This is a genomic window from Ralstonia sp. 24A2 (assembly GCF_051783885.1).
In the GTDB taxonomy this organism is placed as follows: Bacteria; Pseudomonadota; Gammaproteobacteria; order Burkholderiales; family Burkholderiaceae; genus Ralstonia.
Genome location: NZ_JBPVZD010000003.1, coordinates 1,369,561 through 1,382,375, shown reverse-complemented (window position 1 = coordinate 1,382,375; position 12,815 = coordinate 1,369,561). Strand labels below are relative to the sequence as shown.

17 protein-coding genes are annotated in these 12,815 nt (G+C 65.7%); 7 read left to right on the top strand and 10 right to left on the bottom strand.

Annotated features, from left to right (window positions below):
- Window positions 1-62: 62 nt before the first annotated feature.
- Window positions 63-1,043, bottom strand: coding sequence for a serine O-acetyltransferase EpsC (gene epsC, locus ACS13N_RS23830; RefSeq protein ID WP_438934059.1), 981 nt, complete (start codon window positions 1,041-1,043; stop codon window positions 63-65).
- Window positions 1,044-1,110: 67 nt separating this feature from the next.
- Window positions 1,111-1,635 carry a rhodanese-like domain-containing protein gene (locus ACS13N_RS23825; protein ID WP_438934058.1) on the bottom strand — a complete coding sequence of 175 codons (525 nt, stop codon included), beginning with the start codon at window positions 1,633-1,635 and terminating at the stop codon, window positions 1,111-1,113.
- A gap of 217 nt (window positions 1,636-1,852) precedes the next feature.
- On the opposite strand from ACS13N_RS23825, the gene ACS13N_RS23820 reads away from it, so the two are divergent.
- Both ACS13N_RS23820 and ACS13N_RS23815 read left to right on the top strand, forming a co-directional pair.
- Window positions 1,853-3,271 carry a PLP-dependent aminotransferase family protein gene (locus tag ACS13N_RS23820; RefSeq protein WP_438934057.1) on the top strand — a complete coding sequence of 473 codons (1,419 nt, stop codon included), beginning with the start codon at window positions 1,853-1,855 and terminating at the stop codon, window positions 3,269-3,271.
- Between the two features lie 165 nt (window positions 3,272-3,436).
- On the top strand, window positions 3,437-3,790 hold the full coding sequence (locus ACS13N_RS23815; protein ID WP_438934056.1) for a DUF3005 domain-containing protein: 354 nt from the start codon (window positions 3,437-3,439) through the stop codon (window positions 3,788-3,790).
- A gap of 141 nt (window positions 3,791-3,931) precedes the next feature.
- On the opposite strand, the gene ACS13N_RS23810 is transcribed toward ACS13N_RS23815, so the two are convergent.
- From ACS13N_RS23810 to ACS13N_RS23790, 5 genes are all read right to left on the bottom strand, one after another.
- Complete coding sequence (locus tag ACS13N_RS23810) at window positions 3,932-4,183, bottom strand: RNA polymerase sigma factor (RefSeq protein ID WP_438934055.1); 252 nt, start codon at window positions 4,181-4,183, stop codon at window positions 3,932-3,934.
- Entirely contained in the window at window positions 4,176-4,856 is a 681-nt protein-coding gene (locus ACS13N_RS23805) for a hypothetical protein (RefSeq protein ID WP_438934054.1), read from the bottom strand. The genes ACS13N_RS23810 and ACS13N_RS23805 overlap by 8 nt, the downstream gene beginning before the upstream one ends.
- A gap of 365 nt (window positions 4,857-5,221) precedes the next feature.
- Window positions 5,222-6,001, bottom strand: a complete 780-nt coding sequence (locus ACS13N_RS23800; protein WP_438934478.1) for an enoyl-CoA hydratase — start codon at window positions 5,999-6,001, stop codon at window positions 5,222-5,224.
- Window positions 6,002-6,009: 8 nt separating this feature from the next.
- Complete coding sequence (locus ACS13N_RS23795; RefSeq protein ID WP_438934053.1) at window positions 6,010-6,444, bottom strand: MarR family winged helix-turn-helix transcriptional regulator; 435 nt, start codon at window positions 6,442-6,444, stop codon at window positions 6,010-6,012.
- A complete protein-coding gene (locus tag ACS13N_RS23790) occupies window positions 6,441-7,334 on the bottom strand; it encodes an alpha/beta hydrolase family protein (protein WP_438934052.1) in 894 nt (297 codons plus the stop codon). Before ACS13N_RS23790 ends, ACS13N_RS23795 begins: the two co-directional genes overlap by 4 nt.
- 117 nt (window positions 7,335-7,451) lie before the next feature.
- On the opposite strand from ACS13N_RS23790, the gene ACS13N_RS23785 reads away from it, so the two are divergent.
- Together ACS13N_RS23785 and ACS13N_RS23780 are read left to right on the top strand one after the other, a co-directional pair.
- Window positions 7,452-7,808: an ArsR/SmtB family transcription factor gene (locus ACS13N_RS23785; RefSeq protein WP_438934051.1), complete on the top strand. Its 357-nt coding sequence runs from the start codon at window positions 7,452-7,454 to the stop codon at window positions 7,806-7,808.
- Window positions 7,792-8,751: an SRPBCC family protein gene (locus ACS13N_RS23780; RefSeq protein ID WP_438934050.1), complete on the top strand. Its 960-nt coding sequence runs from the start codon at window positions 7,792-7,794 to the stop codon at window positions 8,749-8,751. The genes ACS13N_RS23785 and ACS13N_RS23780 overlap by 17 nt, the downstream gene beginning before the upstream one ends.
- Here ACS13N_RS23780 and ACS13N_RS23775 read toward each other — a convergent pair.
- The 3 genes from ACS13N_RS23775 to ACS13N_RS23765 are packed head-to-tail and all read right to left on the bottom strand — an operon-like array spanning window position 8,741 to window position 9,830.
- Window positions 8,741-8,866: a hypothetical protein gene (locus tag ACS13N_RS23775; RefSeq protein ID WP_438934049.1), complete on the bottom strand. Its 126-nt coding sequence runs from the start codon at window positions 8,864-8,866 to the stop codon at window positions 8,741-8,743. The two genes, ACS13N_RS23780 and ACS13N_RS23775, sit on opposite strands and share 11 nt — an antisense overlap.
- Window positions 8,863-9,429: a DUF4865 family protein gene (locus tag ACS13N_RS23770; protein ID WP_438934048.1), complete on the bottom strand. Its 567-nt coding sequence runs from the start codon at window positions 9,427-9,429 to the stop codon at window positions 8,863-8,865. The genes ACS13N_RS23775 and ACS13N_RS23770 overlap by 4 nt, the downstream gene beginning before the upstream one ends.
- Before the next feature lie 8 nt (window positions 9,430-9,437).
- The gene (locus ACS13N_RS23765) at window positions 9,438-9,830 is read right to left on the bottom strand and encodes a tautomerase family protein (RefSeq protein ID WP_438934047.1); all 393 of its coding nucleotides are present in this window, start codon (window positions 9,828-9,830) and stop codon (window positions 9,438-9,440) included.
- Between the two features lie 103 nt (window positions 9,831-9,933).
- Between ACS13N_RS23765 and ACS13N_RS23760 the strand changes: the two genes are divergently transcribed.
- The 3 genes from ACS13N_RS23760 to ACS13N_RS23750 all read left to right on the top strand — a co-directional run bounded on the left by ACS13N_RS23760 (window position 9,934) and on the right by ACS13N_RS23750 (window position 12,805).
- Window positions 9,934-10,788 (top strand): LysR family transcriptional regulator, encoded by an 855-nt coding sequence (locus ACS13N_RS23760; RefSeq protein WP_438934046.1) that lies wholly within the window; start codon window positions 9,934-9,936, stop codon window positions 10,786-10,788.
- Between the two features lie 68 nt (window positions 10,789-10,856).
- Window positions 10,857-11,696 (top strand): AraC family transcriptional regulator, encoded by an 840-nt coding sequence (locus ACS13N_RS23755; protein ID WP_438934045.1) that lies wholly within the window; start codon window positions 10,857-10,859, stop codon window positions 11,694-11,696.
- A gap of 2 nt (window positions 11,697-11,698) precedes the next feature.
- Window positions 11,699-12,805, top strand: a complete 1,107-nt coding sequence (locus ACS13N_RS23750; protein ID WP_438934044.1) for an alpha/beta hydrolase family protein — start codon at window positions 11,699-11,701, stop codon at window positions 12,803-12,805.
- Window positions 12,806-12,815: the final 10 nt, after the last annotated feature.

Here is a 12,815-nt window from a genome sequence, read left to right as displayed (position 1 = left end):
CCCCGCTTTGCCGGTGGGGCGCGGTGGAAAAAACGAGGGATGTGGATAGGGACGTGGGCGGGTCAGCGCGCAGCCACTGCGCTGCGCGCCTGGGGTGCCTCGTTCTGCGCGTTGGCCTGCACGTTGGCTTGCGTGATGCTGCTGCCAGGCGGCACGCTGCGCGTGAGCCACACGTTCCCGCCAATGGAAGAACCGCGCCCGATGGTGATGCGCCCGAGAATGGTCGCCCCGGCGTAGATGACGACGTCGTCTTCCACCACCGGATGGCGCGGCGCGCCCTTCTCCAGGTGACCTTCGGCGTCGGCGGAAAAACGCTTGGCGCCCAGCGTCACCGCCTGGTAGATGCGCACGCGCTCACCAATCACCGCTGTCTCGCCAATCACCACGCCGGTGCCGTGGTCGATGAAGAAGCCGCTGCCGATCTGCGCGCCGGGGTGGATATCAATGCCGGTGTCGGCATGCGCGGTCTCGGCCACCATGCGCGCGAGCAGCGGCAGTCCGGCGCCGTACAGATGATGTGCAATGCGGTGATGAATGACGGCGAGGATGCCCGGGTAGCACAGCAGCACCTCGTCGACGCTGCGTGCAGCCGGATCGCCGTGGTAGGCGGCCAGCACGTCGGTGTCGAGCAGCCGGCGCAGCGCGGGCAGCGCCGCTGCGAAATCGCGCACCAGCTGTATGGCCTCGGTATCGGAATCGGCATCGTGTGCGCCGGCCTGGCGTGCGGCGTGTCGCAACTCAAGCCGCATCTGCGCGACCAGCGCGTTGAGTGCCGCATCGAGCGTGTGGCCGACGTAGAAGTCTTCGCTCTCTTCTCGCAGGTCCGTCGGCCCGAGCCGCATGGGGAACAGCGCCCCGCGCAACGCTTCCAGGATCTGCCGCACCGCCTCGCGCGAGGGCAACTCACGGCCCGTGACTTCGGTGCGGCCGTGGCGTGCGCGCCAGTCAGCCCGCGCCGTGCGCAGCTCGCTAACGATGCGGTCCAACTGCCAGCCTGCGCTTTGCGCGGGCGCAGGCCGCCCCGCGATGACGCTGTCGCTCATCGTCGCTCCCCTGTTCAGTATTCGGTGATTGGTCTTGTGGTTGGGTGAGGTGGCCTGGCCGATACCCTCAGTCCTGCTGCCACGGCAGGCCCCAGCGGCGCCAGCCGCCTGCCTCGCCGCGCTGCTGTTGCTCGTCGAGATCGCCCTCGAAACCCTCGAGCACGTTGAACGCGTTGGCAAAACCCGCAGCCGCCGCCGCTTCGGCCGCCGCTGCAGAACGCTTGCCGCTTCGGCACAGCAACAGCAGTACTGCATCCTTGGGGGCCGCCTTTTCCAGCTCCCGCAAGAAGCGCGGGTTCTTGAGCATGGCGGGGCCGGTCTGCCAGGCAACGTGCACGGTGTTGGGCACACGGCCTACGAACTTGCGCTCCTCTGCAGTGCGCACATCCACGAGGATGGCCTCGCCGCGGCTGGCCAGTGCCCAGGCCTCGGCCGGCGTCAGCCCGCCTGCATAGCGCAAACCTTGCGCGGCGGCATGGGCACGCGCGCGCTCCAGCAGCGTGGCCGAAGGCGTCGACAGCACGTTGTCGAGCACGGCCTGGACGGCCGGATCGCGCACGGCGGCAGTGGCTTGAGCAGTGGTGGCAGGCATCGGACCTCCGGCTTGGCAACAGTGAGTGATGGACAAGCCCACTCTAGCCGTGGGTGATATTTGATAAAACGAATAAAACCACCCTTCGATCAACGGTCATCGCATAAAGCGGGCAGATGCCCTTCTCCCACTTGCGCGGCAGGCCGCTACAATGCGAACAGTCACGAACAGTTGCACGTAACTGTTCCGCATCATCCGCCACGGAGGGTTGCTGCCCATGAAGCTCCTGATCGACGCCACCACGCGCGTGCCCATTGCTGACCAGATCGTGGCCGGCGTGCAGGCCTGGATTCGCGACAACGACGTGCGGCCCGGCGCCAAACTGCCGTCGATCCGCCAGTTGGCCGCCGAGTACAGCATCAGCCGGTTTCCGGTGATCGAGGCGTACGACCGGCTGGTGTCGCTGGGGTTGCTGGACTCTCGCCACGGCTCGGGCTTTTACGTGGCCGAGAGCGGCCTGACTGGGCGTGCGGGACGCGGCTGGTCTGACCCGCGCCTTGCCGAAATCGAATCCGATCACATCCTCGAACAGTTCAACTACCCCGATGCGTCGCTCAAGCTGGGTGGCGGTTTTGTGCCGGCCGACTGGCGCGACCTGGGCGGCCTGACACAGGCCATCCGCCAGGTCTCGCGCACCGACGTGGAAGCCGTGATCGACTACGCCACGCCGCTGGGCACCCCCGCGCTACGCCACCAGATCATGACGCGTGCGCGCCAGCTCGGCATTCAGGCCGAGTTGCCCAACGTGATGATGACGGTGGGCGCCAGTCAGGCCATCGACCTTGTCATCCGCCACCTGCTCAAGCCCGGCGACACGGTGTTCGTGGAAGACCCGGGCTACTTCAACGTGTTTGGCCTGCTGCGCCTGCACGGCGTGAAGCTGATCGGCATTCCGCGCACCGCCGACGGCCCTGACGTGGAGGTGACCGAGGCGATGCTGCGTGAGCACCGTCCCAAACTGTTCTTCGTCAACAGCGTGCTGCAGAACCCGACGGGCTCGGTGCTCTCGCCGCCGGTGGCGTTCCGCTTGCTGGAGCTGGCCCGACGCCACGGCTTCGTGTTTGTGGAAGACGACATCTTTGCCGACATCCAGGGCGACCCGACCGCGCGGCTCGCCACGCTGGACCAGCTCGAACACGTGATCTACGTGGGCGGGTTTTCCAAGACGGTGTCGGCATCACTGCGCGTGGGCTACCTGATCGCGCGGCGCGATCTCGTACAGGACCTGACCGATGTGAAGATGCTCACCAGCGTGGGCGGTTCACGCTTTGCTGAAGCGGTGGTCGCCACGCTGCTGGAGCGCGGCGCCTATCGCAAATATGTCGAGCGGCTACGCCAGCGCATCGGCGATTCGCTCCTCGCCTCGCTCGATGTGCTGACCGATGCAGGCTGGGAAATCTTTCATCACCCGCCGGGCGGCAACTTCCTATGGACACGCGTGCCGCACATCGAGGACTCACGCGAACTCGTGGCGGCGGCGGCACAGCATGGTGTGACGCTGGCGCCCGGCAGCTACTTCCGGCCGAATCTGGAAGTCTCCCCGTGGGTGCGGATCAACACCGCCTACACAGGCGAGGCGCGTGCGCTGGACTTCCTGCATGAGATGGGCCGACGCCCGGCACGCAAGCGGGCATAGCGGGCACGGATGGTGAGGCCGCTGGGCGGGAATGACGGTTGCGGGGACGTTGCCGTCTCCCATCACCGCAGAGGCCGCATCATGCACGCTAACAAATTCCGTTCTGCCCGGCCGCCGCTTGTCGGCGCAAAAACGCTCCCGGCCAGCGCGGTTCCGGACGATCCTGTGCAATACGCATCACGACGCATCCGCTCCGTTGACGCAGCAGGCACCGAAGCCTCTGGCAGCACGATCGACAGCGATGGCAAGAGCAACGAGGCCATCCAGAATTCATCGCTGTGGCAAGACAACGTCATCTACTCCAACGCCTCGCTCGTCAACACCAACCCCGAGCCTGACCCCGACGCACCCATCGCCGGCATCGACAGCCGGCCCGGCCAAGGGTTTCCGGCCGTCGCCACAACAGCAGGACACCACGTCGTACGGCGTGGCGAAGTTGAAGAGACAGTGCGCAAGAGCACGCACATCGTGCAGCGCTTTTCGCTCGAAGACGACAGCCCCGACACAAAGCCGCACTGACAAGCATGTCGCGTTGACACGCTTGTGCAAACTTTCGCACACCACAACGCCATCTTTGTTGCCTAGAGTCGGTCCGGCCTTGCTGACGAACCCGCAGTTCTCGCCCGTTCTCGCTCATGCCGACCTTCCGCTACGAGGCCGTCACGCCGGCCGGACTTCGGCACGCTGCTGGTCGATGGCCGCGTTGAAGGCCATGCGGTAGAGATAGGCGCCCGGGTTCTGCACCGGTTCGATGGCGTCAGCGCTGCCATTGCCTTCCAGACGCAGCCAGATGTCCTGCAGCGCATCGCCGGCCAGGTCGGGGTTGCCCAGCCGTCGGGACAGCAGGTACTTCAGGTGGCTATAGCGCTCCACCAGAAAGTCGCGCAGCACGGCGCGGCCGCCATCAGCCATGGCGCCCCCCGGTTGCGATAACGGAGACGGACACCGCCGGCGCGACACAGCCCCAGCTCTGCCCCGATGCACGCGGCATGACGACAAAGGTGAATGGCTGCGCCACGGATGCCGGCACAGCCTCGCCAACCGACACGCCCTGCAGCACGTTCACCACCAGCCGATCGAGCACCGCATCGCCGGTGGAATCAAGCAGATGCACCGGGCCAATCGCACCCTGCGCATCCACCCACAAGCGCAACGCAATGCGATGCCGACCTTGCGCGAGGACCGCGTTTGCACAGAACGCATCACGTACGCGGTGCTGGATCAGGCCGTAGTACCGGCGTTGTGCGAGTTGGTTTGCGGTATCGGTATCGTTTGCCTCTGCGCTGGCTTGCGAGCGCACGGGCAGCAGCACCAAGGTGTCCGTGCCGGTGTAGCGCGGGGCTAGGCCGCTGCCTTCCAGCAAGCGCAACAGCGCCATGTGCGGCGTCATGGCACCACGCACGGCAGGCGCAGCACGGCCTGCCGTCAACACGCTGTCATACAGCAGAGACACCCCGGTGACGGCGCCGTAGCGCTCCAGCGCGCGCTGCAGCGGCTGCGGCTCGATATCGAACCAGCGCTCGACATCCAGAGGCGGCGCGCCGGCAATGACGGCCGGCTCCGGCTCGACAGGGCCGGCAGACACGGCAGGATGGAAAACGCAGACGCCGATCATCGCGATGCACCAAGGCAGTATCCGCCGCGCACCACCCGATGCGACGTTTCCAGCCATACCCGGTCAGTGAGAGACGCGTGCTCCATCGCCCGGTGTGCGGACGTGTTTCACAACGCGCAAGTGTGAAGTAAGCGCGTAGGGTAGTAATGCAACGTGACTGTTCTGTTACAGCACCCGTTGGAGGGGGTGCAGAGCAAGTGCACGCTCAGGCGTTTGAATCGCCCCCATGCGGGCTGAGGGTGCGTGGGGAGACCACCATCGTGTCGTGGCCAACAGGCAATCCAGCAATAAAAAAGGCGGCCAGACCAGGGCCGCCGAAGGAGACACCGCCGCGCTCAGTGCGCCACGGCGTTGAAATTGGGCGGCCGCCGATCGACGAACGCCCGGAAGGCTTCATGCGCCTCGGGAGACTTCAGGCGCTTGGCAAAGCAGGCGCTCTCCGCATCCATCTGCTGGGTGAGCAACTCGGCATCACGCATCAGGCGTTTGGTCTCGGTCAGTGCACCCAGCGGCTGGCGCGCGAGGCGCTGCGCAATCGCCAGCGCCTCGTCGCCCAGCTTGTCGAGCGGTACAACGCGGTTTGCCAAACCCCATGCGAGCGCGGATTGCGCACTCACTGCGTCACCCAAGGCAAACATCTCGAACGCACGCACGTGGCCCAGCCGCGCGGGCATCAGCAGGCTCGATGCGGCTTCCGGCACCAGCGCCAAGTTAACGAATGGCGTGGAGAGCTGTGCGTTGTCGGCCAGCAGCACGAAGTCGCAATGCAGCAGCATGGTCGTGCCGATGCCGACCGCACGCCCCTGCACCGCCGCCACCAGCGGGCGCGTGGCGCGTGCCAGCGCATGCAGGAAGCGGATGACGTTGCGCACGCCGCCGTTACCGCCGCCAGTCATGGCTACGGAGGCAAATTCGCCGATGTCGTTGCCGGCCGAGAACATGTCGCCCTCAGCACGCAGCAGCACCACGCGCACGGTGTTGTCACGCTCGGCGGCATCCAGCGCATCGGCCAGTGCGCCGTACATGGCATCGGTGATGGCGTTCTTCTTGTCTGCGCGTGCCAGGGTGAGCGTCAGCACGCCATCGGCAATATGGCTCTGAATATGGCTCGGGATGTGTTCACTCATTGCTCGTCTCCGGTGGGGAACTTGGTTTGCAGGCTGGCGAGCCAGCGTGCAACGGTGTCGATTTCTGCGTCGGTAAAGCCTTCGGTCAGGCGCGCGTTCAGCTCGGTCAGGCCGCCGCGTGTTTCGGCCAGCGCGGCGTGGCCGGCGGGCGTCAGCCAGAGTTGCCAGGCGCGGCCGTCCTTGGCGTCTGCACGGCGCTCGATCAGGCCGGCATCGGCCGTGCGATCCACCAGGCCACTCATCGCAGAGGGGCCGAGGTCGAGCGCGGCACCGGCTTCGCGCATCAACGCGCCGTCTTTCTTTTCCAGGAAGAACAGCAGGCCGGATTGCGCAGCGGTCACGCCCTCGCCGGTGCGCGTTTGAATCCAGCGCTGCAGGCGGCGTTGCCCGACGTTGATGAGATAGACGAGGCGGCGGTCGGGTGCGGTCATGCGGCCTCCGCGGCTTCAGGCGCACGCGCAGCCGCTGCCTGCGCGCCAAGCCAATCAGCCAAACCCGGCCAGAGCGTGTCGACGAACTTTGGGCGAAAGAAACCCATGTGCCCAACAGCACCGCCTGCCTCCGCTGGCGCAATCTGGCGACGCTCGACCCAGGTGCCGGTGAAATGCTGCGTCAACGCGTTGATGGCGGGCGGCGTGGCCCAAGGATCGTCGTCAAAGCCGTAGACGAGCACGGGGTTCGTTACGCGGTTGAAGCGCTCGACAGCGCCGAGCGTTGGATCATCGAAGAAGTAACGCTGCATGCCGGCCCACGCGCCCCACTCGATGGCGACCCCACCCGGCAGGTCTTCGCCCAGGCCCATGCGCTTGCCGGGCACGTAGCCAATCAGCCGCCCCAGTGCCGGGCCAACACCGCGCAGGATCAGCTCGACACGCCAGCGCTCACCCCGCTGGCGGATGAAGCGCGAGTTGCCGGTATGGCAGGCCACCAGCACCGCGCCGGCCAGACCCCAACCCGCACCACACATGCCGATGCCGTGGCCGCCCACTGAATGCCCCACGGCCAGTTGCGGCAACGCTGGATACCGCGCCCGCGCCCAGCGGGTCACGCCTTCCGCATCGAGCAGCATCCAGTCGCGCATGCGGGCAGCAAAGCCGCGCAAGGTCTTCGGCCGGGATGCACCGATACCGCGATAGTCGTACGTAATGGCGTGGAAGCCGCGTTCGGCCAGGAACTGCGCAAAGGCCTGGTAGATGCGCTGCGGCACGCCCGTCGCCGGGTGCATGACGACCACGCCCTGCGGCGTGCCGGCAGCTGCCCAGAACGTGGCGCCCAGGGGGTAGCCGTCTGTGGCGGGAATGGTTTGAGGTGTGCTGTCCATCGTATCGATTTAGTTCGCATGCGAAGTGTTTTACTTTGTATGCGAAGTAAATCGACGTGTCAACCACCGAAAGATAAAGTACTTGCTTAACTATTCAGAGTCGCTATAGTTAACAATATGCTTAACCATGACACCTCTCTCGATCTCGCCTTCCAGGCGCTGGCTGATGGCAACCGGCGCGCGATGCTGGTCCAGCTCGTACGCGGCCCAGCTTCTGTGAGCGAGCTGGCGCAGCCACTCGACATCTCGTTGCCGGCTGTGATGCAGCACTTGTCCGTGCTGGAGAACTCCGGTCTTGTGCGATCGGAAAAGGTGGGCCGCGTGCGCACATGCCGTATCGAACCCGAGGCCCTGAGCCTCGCCGAGCAGTGGATCAACCAACGACGCCTGGAGTGGGAACAGCACTTCGACCGCCTCGGCGCCTATCTGGAAACCCTCAAAACCCAAGGAGAACCGAATGACGACAACCATTGACCAGCCCGCAGGCACGACCCTGCACCCGCTTGTGATCTCGCGCACTTTCCCCGTATCGCGCGACTGGGTCTTCAAGGCATGGAGCACCGCCGAGCACATCAAGCGCTGGTTCTGTCCGACGCACTACACGGTGCCCGACGCGACGGTGGAGTTCCGCGTGGGCGGCAAGTTTGACGTGTGCATGCGCTCGCCCGAAGGGCAAGACCACTGGTCGCGCGGCCACTTTCTGGAGATCGTGCCCAACGCGCGTCTGGTGATCGATATGAACGTGGTCGACGCAGACAACCGCCCTCTGATGAACGCTCACACCATCGTCACTTTTGCAGAAGAATCCGGCGGCACGCGCATGGAAGTCACGCAGACCCACACGCCGCTCGCCCCGATTGCCGAGATGATGATCAAGGGCGCGCCCGAAGGCTGGAAGCAAACCCTGGACAAGCTGGAACGCGAAGCCGCACGTGTGCCGCTGGCCGATGGCGTCAAGCGCTCGGTCGTGCACGCCACCTTCACCGTCGAGCGCACGTACGACGCCCCGCGCTCGCGCGTGTTCAAGGCGCTGACGGACCCAGCCGCCAAGGCCAAGTGGTTTGCCGGCGGCAACGGCTACACGCTGCTGGTGCGCGAAATGGATGCCACGCCCGGCGGCCGTGAAGTCGTCAAGGGCCGATGGGACAGCGGTGTCGTCTCCAGCTTCGAGGCCCTGTACCACGACGTCATCCCCAACGAGCGCGTGGTCTACTCGTATGTGATGCACCTCGATGACCGCAAGATCTCTGCTTCGCTTGCCACGCTGGAGCTGCGTCCGGCCAAGGATGGCTCGGGCGGCACACACCTCGTCATGACCGAGCAAGGCGCCTTCCTTGACGGCTACGACGATGCCGGATCGCGCGAACGCGGCTCGCAGTTCCTGCTCGACATGTTGGGCGATTCACTCAAGGACTGAGCATCCGAAGCACGTCGCGCGCGACGGCCGCCACGGTGACCGCCGCGCCGACGATGAGTGCCATGCCCCACAGCACGCCACCCACATAGGCGAACAGGATCTGACGCGTGGTCATGGCAGCGTCTCCAGCAGCGGTTGCGCAAGGTGCAGCAGTTGGTGGCACGTGGCGATCTCGTTGTCACCCGGCTGGGTCTCCGACAAGCGCACGTGGGTCAGCCGCCAGGCCGCGGTGTCCACACCGACGATTGCCGCCACCGTTCCGGCTTGCGCGGCGGCCTCATGGTTGCGTTCGATGGCGTGCCGGAAGACATCCGTCAGCCCCACGTCGGGCACGATGTCTTCGACTTCGATATAGGCAAAGCGCGCCATCTGCGCCGGCCCCTTGCGGGCATCGAGCGCCATCTGCGTGTGGATGGGCGCGCGGCCGAAGCTCTCGGTCACGACGTGGTAGCGGCCGTTGACCAGAAAGTCGCAAAACGCCGCGTCCTGCTTCCACAGATACAGCGACGAATACGCATTGGCCGTCGCGCCAAACTCGCCACGCTCACGCAGCAGGAAGGCCTTGAAGAACAGTTCCGGCGCGTCGTCCCACAGCGGGCCGCGTTGACGCGCACGCTCGTGCAAGCGCGTCATGTCGTAGTCCGCAGGCAGGTGGTGGACATAGTGGGCAAGCAGCACGGCGCACCTCAGCTCTTGTCCGCCACATACTGCGCGATGCCGTTGCCGAACGACCAGTTCTCGGGCAGCACCTCCACCAGGTTGATGAACACGTCTTCAGGCCGCACGCCAGGGCTCTCATGCAGCAGCTCGACGATGCGGCGGTAGAGCGCCTGCTTCTGCTCCCGCGGGCGCGTGTTGCTGACGGTGATCTGGAGGATGACCACATCGTCGGTGCGCTGAATGCCCAGGTAGGTGGGACTGACGCTGAAGGTGCTGGCGTCGAACTCGGTAACCGTCATGAAGCGGTCGTCTTCCGGCACGTTGAAGGTCTCACGCAGGGCGCGATAGACGCCGTCAAAAATGGCTTGGTGATAGGCAGCAGGCTTGCCGCGCCGCAGCGACGCTTGAACGAGAGGCATGGTGAACTCCCTGGTTTGTGATGACCACAGAATGCCCCAGGTTGATCATTGAAAAAAGACATCCTAAGATATTTCAATCATTCGATTTCAAAATGATTGAACCATGAGGATGCTTGATCTGGAGGCCGTACAGGCCTTCGTACTGACCGCCGACCTGAAAAGCTTCACGCGTGCCGCCGAGGCAATGGATTCCACGCAATCCGCCGTGAGCCTGAAGATCAAGCGGCTGGAAGACGCGCTGGGCCGCCGCCTGCTGGAGCGCACGCCGCGCCTTGTGCGGCTGTCGCAGGACGGCAGCGCCTTTCTTGGCCCCGCACGCGACCTGGTGGCTGCGCACGCAGGTGCGGTCGGCTCGTTTGGGGAGGAGCGGCGCCGGCTGTCGGTCGGCATGAGCCACCACATCGTCGGGGCGGAACTACCGCGCTTGCTGCGCCAGATGCGCCGCGCAGAGCCTGCGCTGACGCTGGAGATCCGCATCGGCAGTTCGCGCGAGATTCTCGATGCGTTCGAAGACGGCGCACTGGACGCCGCAGTGATCCTGCGCCATGACAGCCGCCGCACCGACGGTGAAGTCCTCATGGAAGAGCCCTTCGGCTGGATGGCTGCCCCCGACTTCGAACACCGCAGCGGAGAACCGCTCTACCTCGCCACACAGGCCGAGCCGTGCCGCGTGCGCGAGATGGCTGTCACCGTGCTGGATGGAGCGAGCATTGCGTGGCAGGAAGTGTTCGTTGGCGGCGGCGTGGGCACCATCGGTGCGGCAGTCGCCGCCGGGGTGGCCGTGGCCGCGCTCAGCCGGCGCGTGGCACCGCCCGGCACCATCGACGTGGGTGAGTCGCTCGGCCTGCCGCCGCTGCCGCCACGCAGCGTGGTGCTGCATTCTCGCGTGGCCGATCCGGTGGCAAAGAAAGCGCTGCGCACATTTGCCACCACCCTGCGAGCCACGGCGGGGCGATAACGCTGCAGGCGCACATTTGCGCAATCGCTGCACCGCGCGGCGCGTGTCGGGCGGCTATGCTCTCCAGCATGAAACCCCGCACCATTCGCGACTACCACCGCCGCATCGCCCGCGTGATCGAGGCGATCCTGGCCGACCCCGCCGCCCCACACACCGTGCAGAGCCTGGCGGAGGTCGCGCATCTGTCGCCGTTTCATTTTCATCGCATCTACCGCGCGCTCACCGGTGAAGGGGTATTCGAGACCGTGCAGCGCGTGCGGCTGGCGCAGGCGGCCCAGCGCCTGACCGGGGCAGAAGACTCCGTCACCGACGTCGCCCTCAACGTCGGCTATGGCAGCCCACAGGCATTCGCACGCGCCTTCCGCGAGTTCACGGGTGTGAGCCCGCGCGCCTTTCAAACCCGGCAGCAGGAACTGATCGTGCCGACCATGGAAGCCGCCGGCCTGCCGCCGCTCGAGCTGGTCGAGCAGCCGCCCCTGAATGCACTGTGCCTGCGGCACGAAGGCCCGATCGCGACTATCCGTCAGACCTTCATTGCGCTATGGCAGGCACTTGGCCTCGAGAGCACGTCGCCAGATGCACCTGACCGCATCGGCATCTGCTATGGCGATCCGGAAACACCGGGCTCGTTTGAGTACTTTGCCGGCATCATTCTCGATGCACCGCGTGCAATCACAGGCGACTTGCAGCCTATGCGCCTTGAAGGCGGCCTCTACGCATCGCACCGGCTCATCGGCCCCTATGCGCTGATCTCACCGACCATGCAGGCACTCTATGGCCGCTGCCTGCCCAGCTACGGCTTCGAGCCAGACGATCGCCCCACGCTGGAGCTGTATCGCAACGGCGCGCGCCAGCACCTACCGCGCGCCTGCGTGACTGACCTGATGATCCCTATCCGCAAGGAGTAAAGATGCTGCGTCGTTGGCTTACCGCCGCCATGGCGGTCTTTGTCGTGGGCGCCGCCTATGCGGCCGAGCCCGCCGCGCCCTACCACGTAGGCGGAACCTCTCGCGTGTTCCATCCGCAGGTCGAACGGCATTGGCGCGGCGCACGCGCCGAAGCGCTCGTCACCAACATCTGGTATCCGGTGGATGCCTCTGCTCCTGAAACGCCGCACGACATCGGTGAGCCAAGCCACCCGCTGTTTCGCGGGCACCCTGCTGCCCATAACGCACCGCTTGCGGGTACGCAGGCCACCTACCCGCTACTCGTGCTCTCGCATGGCACGGGCGGCACCGCGGATAGCCTCGACTGGCTGGCCGCCGCCTTGGCCGCGCAAGGCTACATCGTCGCAGGCACAAACCACCCCGGTAACAACGCACTGGAGCCACTCACGCACGACGGTTTCATGCTCTGGTGGGAACGCGCAACGGATGTGAGCGAAGTCATCGACGGTGTGCTTGCCGATGCGACACTCGGCGCGCATGTCGACCGCGACCGGATCGGCGCGGTGGGCTTTTCATTGGGTGGTTATACGGTGCTGGAGTTGGCCGGCGCGCGCACCGATGTGCCGGCGTTCATGGCGTTCTGCGGCTCGCCGCAGGCCGACGCCATCTGTCACCCACCGGAGATGCGCCGCGTAGAAACCGGACCGCAGCCCAACGCATCGAAGACACCGCAAACAGAGGCCTCGCTTGCGCGCTCGGGCGCGTCTTACCGGGATACGCGTATCAAGGCCGTCTTCGCCATCGCGCCGGCGCTGGGCATGGCGATGGACCCAAACTCGCTCGGCAACATCACTGTCCCCATCTCGCTGATGGCCGGTGATGCCGATGTGACGGTACCCGTGGAGACCAACGCACGCCGCATCGCCGGGCTGTTGCCCAAGGCGGATCTGCTGCTGGTGCCGGGCGCCTCGCACTACACGTTCATGGACACGTGCTTGCCAGGTGCGGTGGCACATCTGCCGCCGTGGCTCTGCCAAGACAACCCGGGGGTGGACCGTGATGGTGTACACGCGCAGGCCGCGCGCCGTGCGCTGGACTTCTTCCGGGCGACGCTGCCGGCCAAGACCTGAGCATCGCCCG

Coding starts and splice junctions, on each gene's coding strand:
- ACS13N_RS23755 (WP_438934045.1), top strand. CDS start 10,857: ATGAAACCCCGCACCATTCGCGACTACCACCGCCGCATCGCCCGCGTG.
- ACS13N_RS23765 (WP_438934047.1), bottom strand. CDS start 9,830: ATGCCTCTCGTTCAAGCGTCGCTGCGGCGCGGCAAGCCTGCTGCCTAT.
- epsC (WP_438934059.1), bottom strand. CDS start 1,043: ATGAGCGACAGCGTCATCGCGGGGCGGCCTGCGCCCGCGCAAAGCGCA.
- ACS13N_RS23760 (WP_438934046.1), top strand. CDS start 9,934: ATGAGGATGCTTGATCTGGAGGCCGTACAGGCCTTCGTACTGACCGCC.
- ACS13N_RS23795 (WP_438934053.1), bottom strand. CDS start 6,444: ATGACCGCACCCGACCGCCGCCTCGTCTATCTCATCAACGTCGGGCAA.
- ACS13N_RS23750 (WP_438934044.1), top strand. CDS start 11,699: ATGCTGCGTCGTTGGCTTACCGCCGCCATGGCGGTCTTTGTCGTGGGC.
- ACS13N_RS23810 (WP_438934055.1), bottom strand. CDS start 4,183: ATGGCTGATGGCGGCCGCGCCGTGCTGCGCGACTTTCTGGTGGAGCGC.
- ACS13N_RS23825 (WP_438934058.1), bottom strand. CDS start 1,635: ATGCCTGCCACCACTGCTCAAGCCACTGCCGCCGTGCGCGATCCGGCC.
- ACS13N_RS23820 (WP_438934057.1), top strand. CDS start 1,853: ATGAAGCTCCTGATCGACGCCACCACGCGCGTGCCCATTGCTGACCAG.
- ACS13N_RS23780 (WP_438934050.1), top strand. CDS start 7,792: ATGACGACAACCATTGACCAGCCCGCAGGCACGACCCTGCACCCGCTT.
- ACS13N_RS23790 (WP_438934052.1), bottom strand. CDS start 7,334: ATGGACAGCACACCTCAAACCATTCCCGCCACAGACGGCTACCCCCTG.
- ACS13N_RS23775 (WP_438934049.1), bottom strand. CDS start 8,866: ATGACCACGCGTCAGATCCTGTTCGCCTATGTGGGTGGCGTGCTGTGG.
- ACS13N_RS23785 (WP_438934051.1), top strand. CDS start 7,452: ATGCTTAACCATGACACCTCTCTCGATCTCGCCTTCCAGGCGCTGGCT.